Genomic DNA, 18,226 nt, shown 5'->3' with positions numbered 1-18,226 from the left:
AATGGCACGCCTCTCGATCTCGCATCTCAAGAAGCGCTATGGCGAGCTGACGGTGGTCGACAATGTCGACATCGCGGTCGCCGACGGCGAATTCCTCGTCCTGCTCGGACCTTCCGGCTGCGGCAAGACCACGACCTTGCGCATGGTCGCGGGCTTCATTCCGCCGAGCGCCGGGCAGATCACCATCGGCGAGCGCGACGTCACGAATCTTCCGCCCTGGAAGCGGCATTGCGGCCTCGTCTTCCAGAGCTACGCGCTCTTTCCGCATATGAGCGTGGCGCAGAACGTCGCCTTCGGGCTGGAGATGCACAAGGTGCCGACTGCCGAACGCGGCCCGCGCGTCGCGGAGGCGTTGCGGCTGGTTCAGCTCGGCGGCTTCGACGAGCGCTATCCGCGCCAGCTGTCCGGCGGCCAGCAGCAGCGCGTGGCGCTCGCGCGCGCGCTCGCCATGGAGCCGCAGGTGCTGCTGCTCGACGAGCCGCTCTCCAATCTCGATGCGAAGCTGCGGCTGGAAGTGCGCGTCGAGATCCGCGAATTGCAGCGCAAGCTCGGCCTCACCACGATCATGGTGACGCATGACCAGGAGGAGGCGCTGACCATGGCCGATCGCCTCGTGGTGATGGACCGCGGCAAGGTCCGCCAGATCGGCACGCAGCGCGAGCTCTACGAGAAGCCGGCCGACCGCTTCGTCGCAGGCTTCATCGGCCGCAGTGCCTTTCTCGACGGCGAGGTGACGGCGCCGGGCCGCTTCCGCACGGCAGGCGGGCGCGAGATCGCCTGCGCCGCCGCGGGCGCAAGCGGGCCGGCCACGCTGGCGCTGCGGCCCGAGCGCATTGCGATCGGCAGCGAGGCGGACGGGTTGCCCAACCGCTTCGCGACGCAGATCGTGCATGCCTCCTATCTCGGCGCGCAGCTCGACGTTCAGGTCGCGCTCGACGAGCAGGAGCGCATGCTGCTGCAGATTCCGAACCGACCGGGCCTGTCCGAGCCGCGACCGGGCGACACGATCACGATAGGCTGGGCCGAAGATGCCGGGCTCGTTTATCCGCGCGAGGCATGAGCTTCGTTCGGGGTTCAAAAAGAAGGGGATAGGACCATGACCGCATTCGACAGGCGCGAACTTCTGAAGGGCGCGGGCGTTGTCGCGCTCGCCGCCGCGGCCGGCACGCCCGCTCTGGCGCAATCGGGCGGACGCGTGGTCGTCGGCACCTGGGGCGGCGACTACGCCCGGCTGCTGACCAAGAACATCGAGGACCCGATCCTCAAGGCCAAGGGCATCGAGGTGATCCAGGACCAGGCCGGCGACGCGCCGCGCCGGGCCAAGATGGTCGCGGAGAAGCGCCTGCCGCGCGGCACGGTCGACATCCAGGGCTTCTCGGCCGCGAACATGTTCGAGATGAGCGAGGCCGGGGTCACCGAGGCACTCGACTATTCCAAGCTGCCGAACGCGAAGAACCTGCTGCCCTCGATGAAATATCCCTACGGCATCGGGCAGATCTATTCCGGCAACGTCGTTATCTACAATCCCAAGCTGATTTCTCCGGCCCCGACCGGCTTCAAGGACTGGCTCGACCCGAAATGGGGTTCGAAGATCGGCTTCATCGACATCCAGTACCAGTCGATCTTCATCGCCGCCTCGCTGGCCGCGACCGGCGGCAAGGACATGAACGACCTCGACAAGGCCAAGGAGGTCCTGATGGCCGTGAAGAAGGCCGGCGGGCGCGTCTACCCGACCAACGAGGCCTTCGCCCAGGCGATGAAGAACGAGGAGGTCGGCATCAGCGCGATCTGGAAGGCGCGCGTAGTGCAGTGGCAGAATGCCGGCATCCCCTGCGAGGCGGTTTCGCCGGTCGAGGGTATCCCGATCTATGTCTCCGGCTTCGTCATCGCCAAGAACGCGCCGAACAAGGAGAACGCCTACGCTTATATGGATGCCATGCTCGCCAAGCCGCCGCAGGAGGCCTTTGCGGTCGACATGGGCTATAACGGCACGGTCTCCGGGCTCACCGTCGATCCGGCCCTGCAGAAGCGCATCGGCTTTACGCCCGAGGAGGAGAAGCGCCTGCGGGACCTCGACTACGCCTTCCTCGCCAAGAACGATTCCGCGATGAAGGAGTGGTGGGACAAGGTCTTCAAGGCCTGACATGGCTTGTCCGCTCGATCATTGCGGCTGCCTGACTCGGGGGCGAAGCCGATGACTTCCGCCCCCGAAGCCGTCGCCGGCGCCCGCAAGAACCTCGCAGGCCTGCTCGTCCTGCCGGCGACGCTTTTCGTGGCCGTCGCGCTGATCGGCCCGCTCACGATCCTGTTCCGCTATTCGCTCAACAAATTCGTGCCCGGCCAGTTCATGGTCGATGCGCTGGTGATCGAGAACTACGTCAAGTTCTTCACCGACGCCTATTACCTCAATGTGCTGGCCCGCACCGTGCGCGTCGCGGTGATCTGCACGCTCGCCTGCCTGGTGATGGGATTTCCGCTGGCCTATGTGCTGGCCCGCACCCAAAGCCGCTTCAAGAACCTGATGGTCATCGCGGTGGTGCTGCCGCTCTTCGTCGGCAATGCGGTGCGTGCCGCCGGCTGGATGACCGCTTTCGGCAGCCGCGGCGCGCTCAACGCCTCGCTGATGGGAATGGGCCTGATCGACCAGCCGCTCGAGATCATGTTCACCGAGACGGCGGTGCTGATCGGCATCGTGGCGGTCAACCTGCCCTTCATGGTGCTGTCACTGCAGAGCGTGATCGAGGGCATTCCGCGCAATGTCGAGGAAGCGGCGTTCAGCCTCGGCGCAGGGCCCGGCGCGATGTTTCGCCGGGTGCTCTGGCCCCTGGCGTTGCCGGGCGTGCTGGCCGGCACGATCCTGACCTTCATCCTGGCGATGAACGCCTATGCCACGCCGGTCCTGCTCGGCGGCCCGAAATTCCAGATGATGGGCCCGCTGGTCTACGGGCAGTTTGCCCAGCAGAACAATTGGCCCTTCGGCGGCGCGATCTCCTTCATCCTGATGACGGCGACGATCCTGCTGACCGCGCTGGCGCATCTGATCGTCCAGGGGCGTTATCGCGCGAACCGACCCGCGGAATGAGCCTCCATCCCTGCCGCTATGCAGGATTTGCCACCGGCAAGAAGGCCCCCGCTCTCCGAGATGGCAACGACAGCGGGGCAAGCCATTGCGCCGAACGAGCCGGAGCGGCCACGTCTCAACCGGCAGGCGCAGCAAGCCAGATCCGCACCGGCCTCCGGTCCGGATCCGAATTCCGGTCGAATCCGGAGGGATAAGCGCCCTGCCCTGCTATCGGGGCGGAGGTGCTTCGGCCTTGCGCAGAACCGCTCGATCAGATGGCTCTCTCGGGAGAGCATCCTCCTGAAGCAGGGCTTCCAGCTTCGATTCCTCTCGGGCGGGATCGGGCGAGCCCCTGGCTTTCAACCATTCGGCAAAGAGCCATTATTTGTAATAATTATAAACTAGACGATAATAATTGACAGTTTTGGCGCATGAGAATCTAACGCCGGCCTCACCTCTTGATCTGCATCGGCAGGAGAAGGCCGCATGACGTCATACTCGTTTCTTGCTCTTCGGGTCGGCGTGCTCGCCATCTCGCTCGCCGCGGCGGCCACGGTGCGCGCCGAGGACGGCATCACGGTCTACAACGCGCAGCATGCCAGCCTGACCCAGGCCTGGGCCGACGACTTCACCAAGGAGACCGGCATCAAGGTGACGATCCGCAAGGGGTCGGACACCGAGCTCGCCAACCAGATCGTCCAGGAAGGCGCGTCTTCCCCGGCCGACGTCTTCGTCACCGAGAATTCTCCGGCCATGGTGCTGGTCGAGAAGGCCGGGCTGTTCGAGACCCTGCCCAAGGACGTTCTCGATCAGGTTCCGGCCCAGTTCCGTCCCGCGAGCGGGCGCTGGATGGGTGTCGCGGCGCGCAGCACCGTCTTCGCCTACGACAAGCGCAAGCTGAAGGAGGCCGATCTGCCGAAGTCGATGCTGGACCTCGCCGACCCCAAGTGGAAGGGGCGCTGGGCCGCGTCGCCGTCGGGCGCCGACTTCCAGGCGATCGTCGGCGCGCTCCTCGTCCTCAAGGGGGAGAAGGTCACGGCCGACTGGCTCAAGGCGATGAAGGATAACTCCAGCGCCTATCGCGGCAACAGCGTCGCCATGAAGGCGGTCAATGCCGGCGAGGTCGAAGGCGCGGTGATCTATCACTACTACTACTTCGGCGACCAGGCGAAGACGGCCGAGAACAGCAACAACGTCGCGCTGCACTATTTCCGCGGGCAGGATCCCGGCGCCTTCCTGAGCACCTCGGGCGCAGGCGTGCTCGAATCCAGCAAGCACAAGAAGGAGGCGGAAACCTTCGTGAAGTGGATGAGCGGCAAGCATGGCCAGGCCGTCCTGCGCGAGGGCGACTCGTTCGAATACGCCATCGGCAACGGCGAGGCTTCGAATCCGAAGCTGGAGCCGATCGCCAAGCTCGACGCGCCGAAGGTCGAGCCCTCGCAACTCGACAGCAAGAAGGTCACCGAGCTGATGACCGCCGCCGGCCTGCTCTGACCCGGTTGCGTCGGCTCATGGCGCGTGCGAGAGGCCCCGCACGCGCATTTTTCCCATGACCGTTTCACTTTCCATCGCGATGCCGGCCCTGCCGGATTTGCCGCTCAGGCGGCAACGCAATCTCGCGAGCCGGGCCATGCTCCTGCTCGCCGGGGGCGTCTCCCTCTGCGCCCTGCTGCCGCTGGGATTCATCGCCTGGATCGCGATCGAGACGGGTTGGCAGACCGCGTTCTCGCTGATCTGGCGGCCGCGCGTCGGCGAATTGCTCGTCAACACGCTGCTGCTCGAATTGTGCACGCTGCCGCCTGCGATCCTGCTGGCGGTCGCGCTGGCCTGGCTGACCGAGCGCAGCGACATGCCCGGCGCGAAATTCCTCTCCTGGCTTGCGGTCGCGCCGCTCGCCGTGCCCGCTTTCGTCCAGTCCTATGCCTGGGTCAGCCTCCTGCCGCGCTTCCACGGGCTGCCGGCCGCGGTGCTGGTTTCGGTCCTCGCCTATCTGCCTTTCCTCTATCTGCCCGTCGCCGCGCAGATCCGCCGGCTCGACCCCGAGCTCGAACATGTCGCCGCTTCGCTCGGGCAGACTCCGCTGCGCGTGTTCTCGCGGGTGGTTCTGCCGCAGCTGCGGCTTGCGATCTGCGGCGGCAGCCTGCTGGTCGGGCTGCACCTGCTCGCCGAATACGGCCTCTACGCGATGATCCGCTTCGACACCTTCACCACCGCGATCATCGATCAGTTCCAGTCGAGCTATAACGGCCCGGCGGCGAACATGCTCGCCGGCGTGCTGGTGCTGAGCTGCTTCGGGCTCATCGCACTCGAATGGCTGCTGCGGGGCAGCGCACGCTATGCCCGGCTCGGCTCGGGCGCGCCCCGCCCTGCCCCGCGCCAGCGCCTGGGAAACTGGCGGCTGCCGGCGCTTGCACTGCCACTCGCCTTCGCAGTTCTCAGCCTCGGCGTGCCCGCGCTGACGCTCACGCATTGGCTCCTGGCCTCGGGAGACGATGTCTGGCGGCAGGGTGCGCTGGCCGCGTCCCTGGCGGAAACGCTGGGCTATGCGGCTGCCGGCGCCTGCGCCGCCGCGGCGGCCGCGCTGCCGATGGCGTGGCTGTCGGTGCGCGCGCCCGGCCGGGCAACCCGTTTCCTGGAAAGCTGCCACAGCTATCTGGGCGCGCTCCCGGGCGTCGTGATCGCGCTCGCTCTCGTCACCGTGACGGTGCGCGTCGCCTTGCCGCTCTACCAGACGGTGGCGACCGTGGTCTTCGCCTATGTGCTGATGTTTCTGCCGCGCGCGCTCGTCGGGCTGCGGGCCGGCATCGCGCAGGTCCCGGTCGAGCTGGAACGTGCCGCGGCGGCGCTCGGCCGCAGCCCGGCCCGTGCGCTTCTTGCCGTCACGCTGCCGCTCGCGGCGCCCGGCGTCGCCGCCGCGATGGCGCTTGTCGCGATGGGCGTGGCGACAGAGCTGACCGCGACATTGCTGCTCGCCCCCAACGGCACGCGGACGCTGGCCACCGAGTTCTGGGCGCTCACCAGCGAGCTCGACTATGCGAAGGCCGCGCCCTATGCCGTGCTGATGATCCTTCTCTCGTTGCCGATGACCGCGCTGCTGCACGCTCAGGCCCGCAGATCGCTCGGCGCATGACTCAGCTCGTCATTTCGGACGTCTCGAAGCGCTACGGCGCGACAGCGGCGCTGGATCGCGTATCCCTTGCCGTGGAGGTGGGCAGCCGCGTTGCCATCGTCGGGCCGTCCGGCTCGGGAAAGACGACGCTGCTGCGCGTCATCGCCGGCTTCGAAGCTCCCGATACCGGAACGGTGACGCTCGACGGGCAGGTATTGGCCGACGGGTTGGCGATCGCCCCCGCGCATCGACGCCGGATCGGCTACGTCGCCCAGGACGGGGCGCTGTTCCCGCATCTCGATGTCGCCGGCAATCTCGGTTTCGGCATCCCGCGAAACGAGCCGGACCGCGCTGCCCGCCTGCGCGAGCTGATGGAGCTCGTCGAGCTCGATGCCGCGATGCTGACCCGCAGGCCGCACGAGCTCTCCGGAGGGCAGCAGCAGCGCGTCGCGCTGGCCCGCGCGCTCGCCCGCAAGCCGGCCCTGATGCTGCTCGACGAGCCGTTCTCGGCGCTCGATACCGGACTGCGCGAGAGTGTCCGGCAAGCTGTCGCGCGCGTGCTGGCCAAGGCCGGCATCACCACCATCCTCGTCACCCACGATCAGGGCGAGGCGCTGTCCTTCGCCGATCAACTCGCGGTGATGCGGGAGGGGCGGCTGGTGCAAACGGGCCGGCCAGCCGAGCTTTACTGGCGGCCTGCCGATGTCGAAACAGCGCTGTTCCTTGGCAATGCCGCCCTGTTCAAGGCCGATATCGCGGAGGGGATCGTCTCCTGCGGGCTGGGCGCGTTCGAAGCCGAAACCGGCCGCCGCCGCGGACAAGGCACCATCATGCTCAGGCCGGAGCAGTTCCAACTGTCATCGGTGGGGCCTGGCCTGGAGGCGATCGTCGAGGATGTTACCTTCCGGGGCGGGCAATATGCGGTGACGCTGCGAACAAAGCATGATGGTGCCGAAGCACGCTTCACGGCCCATGTTTCGAGCACCGAGCAGCCACAGCTCGGCAGCACCGTCTTCGTATCGGTCAAAGGCGGCCCGTTCCTGCTGCCCGACATCGTCGCGTGAAGGTCAGCGTCCGGACAGGAAGCAAACGGCGACGGCAGGTGCCGGGCACTGTCCGCCATTCGCCGTACCGGAAAATCTGCTAGGGCCGCCCCGCCGGACAGAGCATTTCGGCCAAATCGGCCAGGAGGTCGTCGGGATGCTCCAGCCCGACCGAGAGCCGCACCAGACCGGGAGGACAATCGGACTGCTCCCCTTCGGTGCTGCGCCTGTGTTCGATCAGGCTCTCGGGCGATCCAAGCGAGGTCGAGCGGCGGAAGACCCGCGCCCGGGCACAGAGATCGATGGCCTCTGCCGCGTCGGCGAGTTCGAAGGAGAGCATGCCGCCGAAGCCGTCCCGGAACTGCCGGCAGGCCAGTTCGTGCTGCGGATGCTGCGGCAACCCCGGATAATGCACCTTGCCGACGCGCGGATGCTGGGCAAGCCAGCCGGCGAGCGTCTGCGCGGTTGCCGACACGCGCTCCATCCTCAGCGCCAGGGAGCGCATGCCTCGCAGCAGGAGCCAGGCCTCGAAGGGCGGCAGGATGCTGCCATGCATCTCGCGCGCGGTCAGCATTTCCCGCCACCACGCATCTTCTGCCGCCGCAACGAGCACGCCGGCGACCACATCGCCATGGCCGTTGAGATATTTCGTCGCCGAGTGCAGCACGAGATCGGCGCCCAGCGTCAGCGGCCGGCAATGGACCGGCGTGGCCGCCGTCGCGTCGACCAGCAGACGCGCACCGTGCCGATGAGCGAGCGCCGCCAAGGCGGCGAGATCCGGCACGCGCCAGAGCGGGTTGCTCGGGCATTCGGCCCAAACGAGTCGCGTGACCGCGGCGCTCATGCTGCGGGCAACGCCCTCTAGATCGCATAGATCGACCCGCACCATGTCCAGGCCGAAGCGTTCGGCGAAGGCCCAGATCATCCGCCCGAACTCGTAGTAGAGGCCTGTGTCGACCAGCACCCGGTCGCCGGGCTGCAAGCTCGCCAGCACGGCCTGCGCCGCAGCTGCTCCGGCGCCGAAGGCCGCCGCCGCCGCACCCTTCTCCAACTGGCACAGAATGCTCTCGACGAGCGCGGCGCCGCTGTTGCCCGAGCGGGCGTAACCCGCCGCGATCGCGCTGCCCGGCCGGGCATGGGTCACGCCCGGATGGATCGACGGCACCAGCCCGCCAGTTGAGGGATCGGTGACATGATCGAGCTGGGCCAGGATGGTCGCGGCGTGCATGAGAACAACATTCTGAAACGGGCCCGCATTTTAGTAAGCTATTGTCGATTGTCGATCCTCGGTCCGATTGCGACGGCTAAGGATCTGTGCGAGGTTCCGGCGCCGCTTACCGTCCGTCAGAGCTTCTTATGTCTCCCCACCGTCCGAACGACCCCACTCTCGACATCGAGCGCCATGTCGCGGCGATCGAACCGCAATTGATCGCCATCCGCCGCGACATCCATGCCCATCCGGAAATCGGGTTCGAGACCGTCAGGACCGCGGAAATCGTTGCGCAGGAGCTGGAGCGGATCGGGCTCTCGCCGCGGCGCGGCGTCGGGCGCACCGGCGTCGTGGCCGAGATCGCAGGCGGCGCTCCGGGCCCCTGCCTGCTGATCCGCGCCGACATGGATGCGCTGCCGATGGAGGAGCTGACGGGGCTGCCCTTCGCCAGCACCATCCCCGGGAAGATGCATGCCTGCGGCCATGACATTCACACCGCCACGCTGCTCGGTGTCGGCTCTGTCCTGCAGGCCATGGCGCCCAAGCTGCGCGGCAGCGTCAGGCTGGTGTTCCAGCCGGCCGAGGAAACAGTGGAGAGCGGCGCCGCCGCGATGGTCGCGGACGGCGCTGCCGATGGTGCCGCCATCGCGCTGGCCTTCCACAACCGGCCCGAGATGGCGGTGGGGCGCTTCGGCTATGTCCGGGGGGCCTCCACGGCATCGAGCGACGAATTCGACGTGATCGTGCGCGGAAAATCGGGCCATGCGGCGCGCCCGCATTCCGCGCTCGATCCGATCGTCGCCGCTTCCGCGATGATCATGCAGCTGCAGACGGCGATTTCGCGCGTCATGGATCCGTCGCGATCTGCGGTGCTCACCGTCGGCCACATCCAGGGCGGCTCGACGCACAACATCATCCCCGACAGCTGTCTGTTCCAGGGCACGGTCCGCTGCCGCTCGCCCGAGAGCCGCGACACGATGGAAGCCAGCTTCCGACGGATCTGCGACGGCGTCGCCGCGGCGATGGGCGTCACCTGCGAGATCGACTACAAGCGCGGGGCGCCCGCCCTGATCAACGATGACGGCGTCGTCGATGCGGTGATCCGGTCGGTGTCCGAGCAATTCGGCGCCGACAAGGTCGAGCAGCTCGAAGGGCGCTTCGGCGCCGAGGATTTCTCCTATTTCTCGGAGCGCATTCCGTCCTGCCAATTGCTGGTCGGCTCGTCGCAGCCCGGCCGCGACGACCGGGTCCACAATTCCGACTACCAGCCGGACGAGCGCAGCATCGGCCTGGGCGTCGCCGCGCTCGCCCGCACCGCTCTCGACATCCTGTCCTGATCCCGCCCGCATTCGCTACGGCACCGGAGATTCGCCATGACGATCACCCGCTCTGACTTCCTGAAGCTCGGCCTCGGCGCCGCAGCCGGCCTCGCTCTGGGCGCAGCGCCCCGTTCCGCCACGGCCAAGGAATGGAAGCTCATCCGCGTCGCCACCGAAGGCGCGTTTCCTCCCTACAACATGCACGCTCCCGACGGCCGCCTGATCGGCTTCGAGCCCGACCTGCTGCAGGAGCTGTCGACCCGCATGGGCGTCAAGTGCGAGATGATCGCGCAGGCCTGGGACGGCATGATCGCCGGCCTGACCGACGGCAAATACGACGCCATCATGGACGCCGTTTCGATCACGCCGAAGCGCGAGGAGGTCATCGCCTTCTCCCGCCCCTACGCCTCGGCCGGCTCGGGCTTCGCGATCATGAAGGAGGGCAGCATCAAGTCGCTGCCCGGAACGGGCGCGCCGCGTGTCCCCTTCACGGATGAGGCCGCCGCCAAGACGGCGATCGACGAACTGGCGAAAGCGCTGACCGGCAAGACCGTCGCGGTACAGGTCGCCACGATCCAGAACGACGTCCTCAACCGCTATTTCAAGGACGTGGTGACCGTCCGCACCTATCCGTCCGGGCCGGATACCTTCCTGGACCTGAAGAGCGGCCGCGTCGATGCGGTGATGGCCTCCCAGATCAACATCCAGGCGAGCGCGAAGAAGTCGAATGGCGAGATGATCCAGTCCGGCTATCTTTTCACGGGCGGCCTCCTGGGCGTCGGATCCGCGGTCGGCCTGCGCAAGGGCGATCCGGAGCTGAAGGAGATGTTCGACAAGGCGCTGAAGTCGACCATCGACGACGGCACGCTCAAGAAGCTGGCGCTGAAGTGGTTCGAGATGGACATCACGCCCGCGAGCTGACGCGGGCGAGCCGAACGGGATGGACGACAGCCTGACATTGCTGGGCTTCGGCCCGGAGGGCTGGGGGCACGCGCTGCTGAACGGCGGGCTGATGACGCTCGCCGTATCGGCCTGCGCCTTCGCGCTCGGACTCGGCCTCGGCACCCTCTGCGCCTGGGCGCGGATCGCCGGCTCCGCGCCGGTCCGGCGCCTCGCGCAGGGCTATGGCGTGGTGATGCGCGGCATTCCCGACCTGCTCGTCATCTACCTGTTCTATTTCGGCGGCCGGCAGATCGCCTCGGTGGTCGCCAAGCAATTCGGGCATGTCGGCCCCGTCGAGATTAGCGGCTTCGCCGCGGGGTGCCTGGCGATCGGCCTGCTCTCCGGCGCCACGCAGGCGGAAGTCCTGCGCGGCGCCTTCCACGCCATCGCGCCCGGAACGCTCGAGGCGGCGCGCGTCACCGGCATGGGCCGCTGGACGATGTTCCGGCGCATCATCGCGCCGCTGGCCCTGCGTACCGCGCTGCCCGGCCTCGGCAACCAATGGCAGTCGGTCATCAAGGAATCCGCGCTGGTCTCGGTCACCGGGCTGGTCGAGACGTTGCGCGCCGTCACGGTGGCGGCAAACTCGACCGAATTGCCCTTCCTGTTCTTCCTCGCTGGCGGCGCGATCTATCTCGCCATCACCACCGTCTCGGGTTTCGTGTTCCGCATCGCCGAATGGCGCTCCATGCGGGGACAGGCCGCCGCGAGAACCGGGAGCTAGCGATGGATTTCGCCTTCATCGCCCAGATCTTTCCCAAGCTGCTCGCCGGCCTGCCGCTGACATTGCTGCTGGCGGTCCTGTCGTTGCTCGGCGGCGGCCTCATCGCGCTCGGGCTGTCGGGCCTGCGCGCCACCTCCTGGCTGGGCGCGCGGATCGCCGATTTCTACGTCTACATCTTCCGCGGCACGCCGCTGCTGATCCAGATCTTCCTGATCTATTACGGGCTCGCCCAGTTCTCGGCGGTGCGCCACTCGCTGCTCTGGCCGCTGCTGCGCGAACCTTATGTCTGCGCCGTCCTCGCCCTGATGCTGAACGATGCGGCCTACACTTCGGAAATCCTGCGCGGCGGTCTTCGCGCGGTGCCTTCCGGGGCGATCGAGGCGGCTCGCGTTTCCGGCATGACGCGGCTGACCATGCTGCGCCGGATCGTGCTGCCCCTCGCCTTCCGGCAGGCGCTGCCCGCCTATGGCGCGGAGATCACCAGCATGGTCAAGGCGACCTCGCTCGCCAGCGTCGTGACGCTGATGGAGATCACCGGCATCGCGCGTGCGGAGGTCTCCGAAACCTACCGCGCCATCGAGATCTTCCTGTGTGCGGCGGCGATCTATCTCGTCCTGGTGACGGTGATCGCGCGGGCGGTGGATCTGCTCGAGCAGCATCTCTCCCCCTATCGCCGACCGACCGACGCACGGAGCGTGGCATGACGCCGATCACGGTCAAGCTGACCGACATCCGAAAGAGCTTTGGCGGCCAGGAGGTGCTGCGCGGGATCGATCTCGCCGCCCGAGACGGCGACGTGATCGCCATCATCGGTGCCAGCGGCTCGGGCAAGAGCACGCTGCTGCGCTGCATCCCCCTGCTGGAGATCCCGGACCAGGGCGAGGTCAGCGTCGGCGATGCGCAGATCCGCATCAGGGATGCGGGGCATCGCTTCTCCCGTGCGGAGCGGCAGACCGTCCGCAGGCTGCGCGGCCAGCTCGGCTTCGTCTTCCAGAGCTTCAATCTCTGGCCCCATATGACGGCGCTGCAGAACGTCATGGAGGTGCCGCTCCACGTCCAAGGGCGGCCGCGCGCGGAATGCCGCGAGGAGGCTGAGGCGATGCTCGCCAAGGTCGGGCTCGCCGACAAGTTCGACGCCTGGCCCGCCCATCTCTCCGGCGGCCAGCAGCAGCGCGTCGCGATTGCGCGCGCGCTTGCGATGCGGCCGCGCGCGCTGCTCTTCGACGAGCCGACCTCGGCGCTCGACCCGGAACTGGTCGGCGAGGTGCTGCGCGTCATCCGCGCGCTGGCCGAGGAAGGCCGCACGATGCTGATCGTGACCCATGAGATGACCTTCGCGCGCGAGGTCTCGAACCACGCCATCTATCTCCAGGATGGTCGCGTCGAGGAACAGGGCCCGCCCGAGCAGGTTTTCCTCGACCCGCAATCCGAGCGCTGCCGCCGCTTCGTCGGCATGCATCGCAGCGGACAGTGAGGACCGCGCCGTGCCCCTGACGGACGACCAGCAACCGATCGAACGGCTCAGCCTCGCCGACATGGCGATGCGGCGCCTGCGCGACGAGATCGTCCGCGGCCGCCTGGCCCCCGACGAGGTGCTGACGGAAATCGCGCTGGCGGGGCGGCTCGGCGTCGGGCGCGGGACGGTGCGCACCGCGCTGTTCGCGCTGGAGGCCGACGAGCTGGTGGTCCGGGCGCCCTATTCGAACTGGCGCGTCCCCAGCCTCAACGCCCAGGTGATCTGGGAGATCTACACCTTGCGCGAGGCGATGGAGGGTCTGGCGGCCCGCATTCTCGCCGAGCGCGGCGAGGCGCAGCCCAAAAGCCTGATTGCCGCCGCCTTCGCGCGGCTGGCGCCGGCGGAAACCGGCTCGGTCGATGACCGCGTCGCGGCCGATCTCGGCTTCCACAGGGCGATTGTCGATGCGACGGGCCATCGCCACCTGATCAAGCGCTACAACGCCCTGTCGACGAAGATGGAGTGGCTCTACCGCTGGTCCGAGACGCATTGGCCCGCGCGCTTTCCGCTCGAAGCCGATCATCGCGGGCTGTTCGAGGGCGTGATGCACGGTAGCCCGGATGAGGCCGAGCGTGCCGTGCGTGCCCATATCGCGCCCAGCCTCGCCGCCGATCTGGAGGGGCAGCATGCCCTGGTCGCGGCGAGCGGCGCAGGGGCCGAAGGCGAATTCAAGAAGAGCGATCAGGCATGACGGACAAGGTGGTCGTCCTCGACGGCGGCATGGGGCGCGAGCTGAAGCGGATGGGTGCGCCCTTCCGGCAGCCGGAATGGTCGGCGCTGGCGCTGATGGAGGCGCCGGAGACCGTGCTGGCAGCGCACCGCGCCTTCATCGAGGCGGGCGCCGAAGTCATCACCACCAACAGCTATGCGGTGGTGCCGTTCCATATCGGCGAGGAGCGCTTCGCGCAGGACGGCGCGAGGCTTGCCGCCCTGTCGGGCGAATTGGCGCGCCGCGCCGCGGACGAGGAAGCGCAGCGCAGCGGCCGCAAGATCACCGTGGCCGGATCGCTGCCGCCGCTGTTCGGCTCCTACCGCCCCGATCTGTTCGATCCCGCGCGGGCCCCGACCATGCTGGAGGTGCTGGTGGATGCCCTGCTGCCATCCGTCGACCATTTCCTCGCCGAAACGCAAAGCTGCATCGCCGAGGCGCTCGCGGCTTGCGCGGCCGTGCGCCCGACCGGCAAGCCGATCTGGGTTTCCTTCACACTGCAGGACGATGGCACAGCTGGAGAGGCCCCCGCCCTCCGTTCGGGCGAAGGCGTCGCCGAGGCCGTCGCGGCGGTCCGCGCTGCCGGCGCCGCCGCCGTGCTGTTCAATTGCAGCCAGCCGGAGGTGATGGGACCGGCCGTCGCGCTCGCACATGACGTTCTCGGAGAGGGTGGAATCCCGATCGGCGTCTACGCCAACGCCTTCCCCGAGAAGACCGGGGAAGCTGCGGCAAATGAGGGGCTGAGCGACCTGCGCGAGGATATCGTGCCGCTTCGCTATCGCGACTTCGGGCGGGACTGGCACCGCCGCGGCGCCCGGATCATCGGCGGGTGCTGCGGCATCGGACCGGATTCCATTTGCGAGCTCCACCGCGCATTCCGCGCCGATTGAGCTTCCATGCGATGAGCGGTGCTCCACAGCACGCGCGACGGGGAAAATTCCCCACGGCTGCGCGAATGATGGCTTTCCGACCGAATTCGCGGACAGGGGCTACGGGATCGGCTGCGTGGCGCCCGCGCCGAGCGAGCGCTGCATCATGACGCTGTCGGCCCAGCGGCCATAGCGATAGGCGACGCCCGGCAACAGGCCAACCCGGGTGAAGCCGAAGCGCTCGTGCAATGCCAGCGACGTGCTGTTCTCCGCGTCGATATAGCCGATCATCTGGCGAAAGCCGGCGGCGGCGCAGGCGTCGATCAGCGCCTGCATCAGCAGCCGCCCGATGCCGTGCCCGAGATGCTCGTGGTGGACGTAGATCGAGTGCTTCACCGTGAAGCGGTAGGCCGGCCGCTTGCGGAACAGCACGACATAGGCGTAGCCCACGACCTCGCCACTGCGGGTCGCCACCAGATGCGGCAGCTTGCGGTTGCGCAGGTTCTTGCGCCGGTCGCGCAGATCGTCCGGCTGCGGGGTGCCGGTATCCTCGACACCGGCCTCGATGCCGTGGCGGATATGCCGGCGATAAATCGCCAGCATGGGCTCGACATCGTCGTCGCGCGAGGGGCGGATGATAACGGGGCGGTCGGTTTCCATGAATCGTCGCGATCCTCAGCCCTGCGCCTGCTCGCTGACGACATAGGTATGGAGCCGCACCTGCCCGGCGACATCGACCTCGCGGTAGATGCCCTGGATCTCGACCTCGAAACCGGGGAAGGCATTGAAGCAGGCTTCGAACATCTTGAGATAATCGATCATCGGCTTGGCCCGCTCGGTCAGCCGCTCGCCCGGCACGATGGTGGCGATGCCGGGCGGGTAGACGACGAAGGGCGTCGTCGCGATCCGCCCGGCGATGGCGTCGATGGGCAGATAGTCGACATCATTGCGCGTCAGGCAGCGCGCCGCGTCATGCGGTGACATCGCCATCTCCGGCAGGTGCTCGGGCGAGAACTGTCGGCTCTGCAGCCCGCTGACGTCATGGTCGCGGAAGAAGCGATGCATATCGCCGCAGAGATCGCGCAGCCGCACGCCGCCATAGCGGCCGGGCCGGCGCCGGTAGAATTCCGGAATCGCGTCTTCCAGCAGGGCGTTGTCGTCATGCAGCTTCTTGAAGGCGACGAGCCCGCTGATCAGCGTGCCGGCCTTGCTGGCCTCGACGCCGGGCGTGAGCAGGAAAAGCAGCGAGTTCAGATCGTTCTTCTCGGCGACGATCCGATTCTCGCGCAGGAACTGCGCGACGATCGGCGCGGGGATGCCATGCTCGGCATAGGCGCCGGTCTCGCGGTCGAAGCCGGGGGTCAGCAAGGTCAGCTTGTTGGGGTCCGTCATCGCGAAGCCCGGCTCCATCCGCGTGAAGCCGTGCCAGCTCGCATCGGGCGCGAGCTGCCAATAGGCAGGGTTGCTGGCGAGCTGGTCGGTAGAGACCATCTCCCAGGCGACGTCGTGGACAGCGCCCTCGCGCGCGGCATCAGCGATGCTGACCCGATCCGGCACGAAGGGCTCGAAGAACCAGCGCCGCTCGGGCCGGACCTCTTTCTCCTCGAATTCGCGTCGCACGGCCCGGATCTTCTTGCGCAGCTCGATGCCGAGCCGGATCGTATCGTCCCAAAGCACCTCGCCGGAGCGGCCCTTCATCATCTGCGCGCCGACATCGAGCGAGGCGAACAGCGGATAGAAGGGCGAGGTCGAGGCGTATTGCATGAAGCTCTCATTGAAGCGTCGATGCTCGACCCGACGCTTCTGGCCCTTGATGTGCCTGTCCTTGATATGGATCTGCGAGGCCTGGCTGAAGCTCGCGAGCTGCTTGTGGGTCGATTGCGTCGCGATGATGCCGGGCGACTCCGGCCCCAGCCCCGTCAGCCCCATGGCGAAGCGACCGGCATAGAGCGGGTGGAACTTCATGAAGCCGGCCCAGGCCTCGTCGAAGAGGATGTACTCGCAGAGATGCCCGATCTTATCGAGGATCATCTGCGCGCTGTGGATCGTGCCGTCATAGGTGCATTGCTCGACCACGGCGACGCGGAACGGGCGCGGCTTCTTCCAGGCATCCGGATCCTTGACCAGCGGATTGGTGCGGATGCGCTCGCGCAGCGCCTCCTCGTCGAAGCTCTCCCAGCGCATCGGGCCGATCAGCCCCCAGGCATTGCGCACTGTGGGGATGTAGACCGGAATGCCGCCGGCGATCAGCAGCGCGCCGTGATGGGCGGCCTTGTGGTTGTTGCGGTCGAACAGGACGAGGTCGCCATCGGTGACCAGCGCGGCGAGCGCGACCTTGTTCGAGGTCGAGGTGCCGTTGAGGACGAAGTAGGTCTTCTCCGCTCCGAAGATCTGGGCCGCTTCCTTCTGCGCCTTGAGTGCCGGACCTTCATGGGTCAGGAGGTCGCCGAGATCGAGCACGGAATTGTCGAGATCGTCGCGGAAGACCGCCTCGCCGAGATGCTCCATGAACACCCGGCCGATCGGGCTGCGGCTGTAGAACACGCCGCCATTATGGCCCGGGCAGGTCCAGAGATGGTTTCCCTCCTCGGCATAATCGACGAGAGCGCCGAAAAACGGCGTCTTCAGCGTGTCGGCATATTGCTTCAGCCGGCTGATCAGGCTCTTGGCGATGAAGGGCGGGGTTTCCTCCGAAAGGAAGATATAGCCGTCGATGAAGTCGAGCACCTCGACCGGCACGTCCTCGAAGCGCTTGCGGCGGATCAGCAGGATGATGGGGAAGTCGAGGCCGCGCCGGCGCATCAGGTTGATCAGCGCGGCCGTCTTGCCCTCCAGCCCCTTCTTGCCCCAGTCGACCACCATGCAGCCGATGGCGGCATCGGTCTGGACCGCGATCTCGGCATCTTCGAGCTTTCGCGCCTTGACGACCTCGAAGCCCGATCGCTCGATCTCCTCGACGATCTGATGGAAGCGGATCCCTTCGAGATCCTCGGCATCGAAGTTCGGCGTTGCGAACAGGAAGGTGAAGCGCCTGAAATAGTCCATACCGGCTCCGCTGAGCATGAACCCGCAGCATTGGGTGAGTTTTACGACAATTCGGCGACTGCCGCTCCGGCCAAAGCCGCGGCGGGCGGGCGCCCCACGGGCCGGAGAACGAGTTTCCAAGATGGGCGTCTCGATGCCGCCAGAACAGTTTGCCGCGGGACCGATCCGGACGACTAGAACCGCTTGGTCGAGAGCACGTCGAAGGTCTTGCCGATCGTCGCGACGGCCTTGTCGTAGTCGGCCAGCGACAGGCAGGCGATCAGGGCGTCGGTGATGGCGAGCTGGGCGATGCGGCTCGTCATCGCCTCGGTGCAGATCGCTGCGGAAGACCTTCTCGATCACCGTCCCGGTGTCGTCCGCGCGGGCGAGATCCTCGTGGATGAACTGCACCGGCTGCACGAGATCGCGCGCCAATGCGATCTTGACCTGCTGGAAGCCGCGCGCGCCGAGCTGGCGGCAGAGCGAGATCACGCGGCCCTCGCTCGCCTCCGCCCGTTCGGCCACCTCCGTGACCGACATGGCGGTCAGGTCATTGCTACGGGGCCCATTCATAGGGCGAACCCATGCGATGGGCCGCGCGCATCATGGTGGCGTCCGCCCGCAGGCCCAGCATCAGGCTGAACGAGGCATTCCTTCCTGGAAGGCATCACGGAGTTGGAAGGTTCTTCGTCTTTGCGTC

The 18,226-nt window shown here is 67.2% G+C and carries 18 protein-coding genes and 1 pseudogene; 14 read left to right on the top strand and 5 right to left on the bottom strand.

What is annotated here, in order from left to right; translation table 11 throughout:
• Window position 1: 1 nt before the first annotated feature.
• The 3 genes from GY40_RS11450 to GY40_RS11440 are packed head-to-tail and all read left to right on the top strand — an operon-like array spanning window position 2 to window position 3,082.
• On the top strand, window positions 2–1,060 hold the full coding sequence (locus GY40_RS11450) for an ABC transporter ATP-binding protein (protein ID WP_038361971.1): 1,059 nt from the start codon (window positions 2–4) through the stop codon (window positions 1,058–1,060).
• A gap of 36 nt (window positions 1,061–1,096) precedes the next feature.
• Window positions 1,097–2,143: an ABC transporter substrate-binding protein gene (locus GY40_RS11445; RefSeq protein WP_051987772.1), complete on the top strand. Its 1,047-nt coding sequence runs from the start codon at window positions 1,097–1,099 to the stop codon at window positions 2,141–2,143.
• Window positions 2,144–2,194: 51 nt separating this feature from the next.
• Window positions 2,195–3,082, top strand: coding sequence for an ABC transporter permease (locus GY40_RS11440; RefSeq protein ID WP_038361970.1), 888 nt, complete (start codon window positions 2,195–2,197; stop codon window positions 3,080–3,082).
• Between the two features lie 215 nt (window positions 3,083–3,297).
• Here the strand turns inward: GY40_RS11440 and GY40_RS28240 are convergent.
• Window positions 3,298–3,414 (bottom strand): annotated as a pseudogene (locus GY40_RS28240) (IS5/IS1182 family transposase); the annotation flags it as partial.
• A 133-nt stretch (window positions 3,415–3,547) separates the two neighbouring features.
• Here GY40_RS28240 and GY40_RS11435 point away from each other — a divergent pair.
• From GY40_RS11435 to GY40_RS11425, 3 genes are all read left to right on the top strand, one after another.
• Entirely contained in the window at window positions 3,548–4,555 is a 1,008-nt protein-coding gene (locus GY40_RS11435) for an iron ABC transporter substrate-binding protein (protein ID WP_038361967.1), read from the top strand.
• A 79-nt stretch (window positions 4,556–4,634) separates the two neighbouring features.
• Complete coding sequence (locus tag GY40_RS11430; protein ID WP_248311154.1) at window positions 4,635–6,191, top strand: ABC transporter permease; 1,557 nt, start codon at window positions 4,635–4,637, stop codon at window positions 6,189–6,191.
• Entirely contained in the window at window positions 6,188–7,234 is a 1,047-nt protein-coding gene (locus GY40_RS11425) for an ABC transporter ATP-binding protein (protein ID WP_038361963.1), read from the top strand. Before GY40_RS11430 ends, GY40_RS11425 begins: the two co-directional genes overlap by 4 nt.
• A 79-nt stretch (window positions 7,235–7,313) precedes the next feature.
• Here GY40_RS11425 and GY40_RS11420 read toward each other — a convergent pair whose 3' ends face one another.
• On the bottom strand, window positions 7,314–8,441 hold the full coding sequence (locus tag GY40_RS11420) for a trans-sulfuration enzyme family protein (RefSeq protein ID WP_038361960.1): 1,128 nt from the start codon (window positions 8,439–8,441) through the stop codon (window positions 7,314–7,316).
• 128 nt (window positions 8,442–8,569) lie between these two features.
• On the opposite strand from GY40_RS11420, the gene GY40_RS11415 reads away from it, so the two are divergent.
• Genes GY40_RS11415 through GY40_RS11385 form a run of 7 tightly spaced genes read left to right on the top strand, consistent with a single transcriptional unit; the run spans window position 8,570 to window position 14,523 of the window.
• On the top strand, window positions 8,570–9,760 hold the full coding sequence (locus GY40_RS11415; RefSeq protein WP_038361957.1) for a M20 metallopeptidase family protein: 1,191 nt from the start codon (window positions 8,570–8,572) through the stop codon (window positions 9,758–9,760).
• 36 nt (window positions 9,761–9,796) lie between these two features.
• Window positions 9,797–10,663: a transporter substrate-binding domain-containing protein gene (locus GY40_RS11410; protein WP_038361954.1), complete on the top strand. Its 867-nt coding sequence runs from the start codon at window positions 9,797–9,799 to the stop codon at window positions 10,661–10,663.
• A 19-nt stretch (window positions 10,664–10,682) separates the two neighbouring features.
• Window positions 10,683–11,408: an ABC transporter permease gene (locus tag GY40_RS11405; protein WP_038361951.1), complete on the top strand. Its 726-nt coding sequence runs from the start codon at window positions 10,683–10,685 to the stop codon at window positions 11,406–11,408.
• 2 nt (window positions 11,409–11,410) lie between these two features.
• Complete coding sequence (locus GY40_RS11400; RefSeq protein WP_038361948.1) at window positions 11,411–12,112, top strand: ABC transporter permease; 702 nt, start codon at window positions 11,411–11,413, stop codon at window positions 12,110–12,112.
• On the top strand, window positions 12,109–12,882 hold the full coding sequence (locus GY40_RS11395; RefSeq protein ID WP_038361945.1) for an ABC transporter ATP-binding protein: 774 nt from the start codon (window positions 12,109–12,111) through the stop codon (window positions 12,880–12,882). Before GY40_RS11400 ends, GY40_RS11395 begins: the two co-directional genes overlap by 4 nt.
• Window positions 12,883–12,892: 10 nt before the next feature.
• A complete protein-coding gene (locus GY40_RS26555) occupies window positions 12,893–13,615 on the top strand; it encodes a GntR family transcriptional regulator (protein ID WP_051987767.1) in 723 nt (240 codons plus the stop codon).
• Window positions 13,612–14,523 (top strand): homocysteine S-methyltransferase family protein, encoded by a 912-nt coding sequence (locus GY40_RS11385; protein ID WP_038361942.1) that lies wholly within the window; start codon window positions 13,612–13,614, stop codon window positions 14,521–14,523. Before GY40_RS26555 ends, GY40_RS11385 begins: the two co-directional genes overlap by 4 nt.
• Before the next feature lie 99 nt (window positions 14,524–14,622).
• Here the strand turns inward: GY40_RS11385 and GY40_RS11380 are convergent, their stop codons facing one another.
• From GY40_RS11380 to GY40_RS28475, 3 genes are all read right to left on the bottom strand, one after another.
• Window positions 14,623–15,162, bottom strand: coding sequence for a GNAT family N-acetyltransferase (locus tag GY40_RS11380; protein ID WP_038361939.1), 540 nt, complete (start codon window positions 15,160–15,162; stop codon window positions 14,623–14,625).
• A gap of 15 nt (window positions 15,163–15,177) precedes the next feature.
• Window positions 15,178–17,547, bottom strand: a complete 2,370-nt coding sequence (locus GY40_RS11375; protein WP_038361936.1) for an Orn/Lys/Arg family decarboxylase — start codon at window positions 17,545–17,547, stop codon at window positions 15,178–15,180.
• Window positions 17,548–17,720: 173 nt separating this feature from the next.
• Window positions 17,721–17,849 (bottom strand): hypothetical protein, encoded by a 129-nt coding sequence (locus GY40_RS28475; protein WP_282568282.1) that lies wholly within the window; start codon window positions 17,847–17,849, stop codon window positions 17,721–17,723.
• Between GY40_RS28475 and GY40_RS28235 the strand changes: the two genes are divergently transcribed.
• Window positions 17,836–18,168: a hypothetical protein gene (locus tag GY40_RS28235; RefSeq protein ID WP_248311137.1), complete on the top strand. Its 333-nt coding sequence runs from the start codon at window positions 17,836–17,838 to the stop codon at window positions 18,166–18,168. The genes GY40_RS28475 and GY40_RS28235 overlap by 14 nt on opposite strands.
• The last annotated feature ends 58 nt before the right edge of the window (window positions 18,169–18,226 follow it).

It is taken from the genome of Allobosea sp. UNC402CLCol, from assembly GCF_000745475.1.
Lineage (GTDB): Bacteria > Pseudomonadota > Alphaproteobacteria > Rhizobiales > Beijerinckiaceae > Allobosea > Allobosea spartocytisi.
Note: the sequence above shows the minus strand (reverse complement) of the source record. Positions and strands in the feature narration are given on the sequence as shown.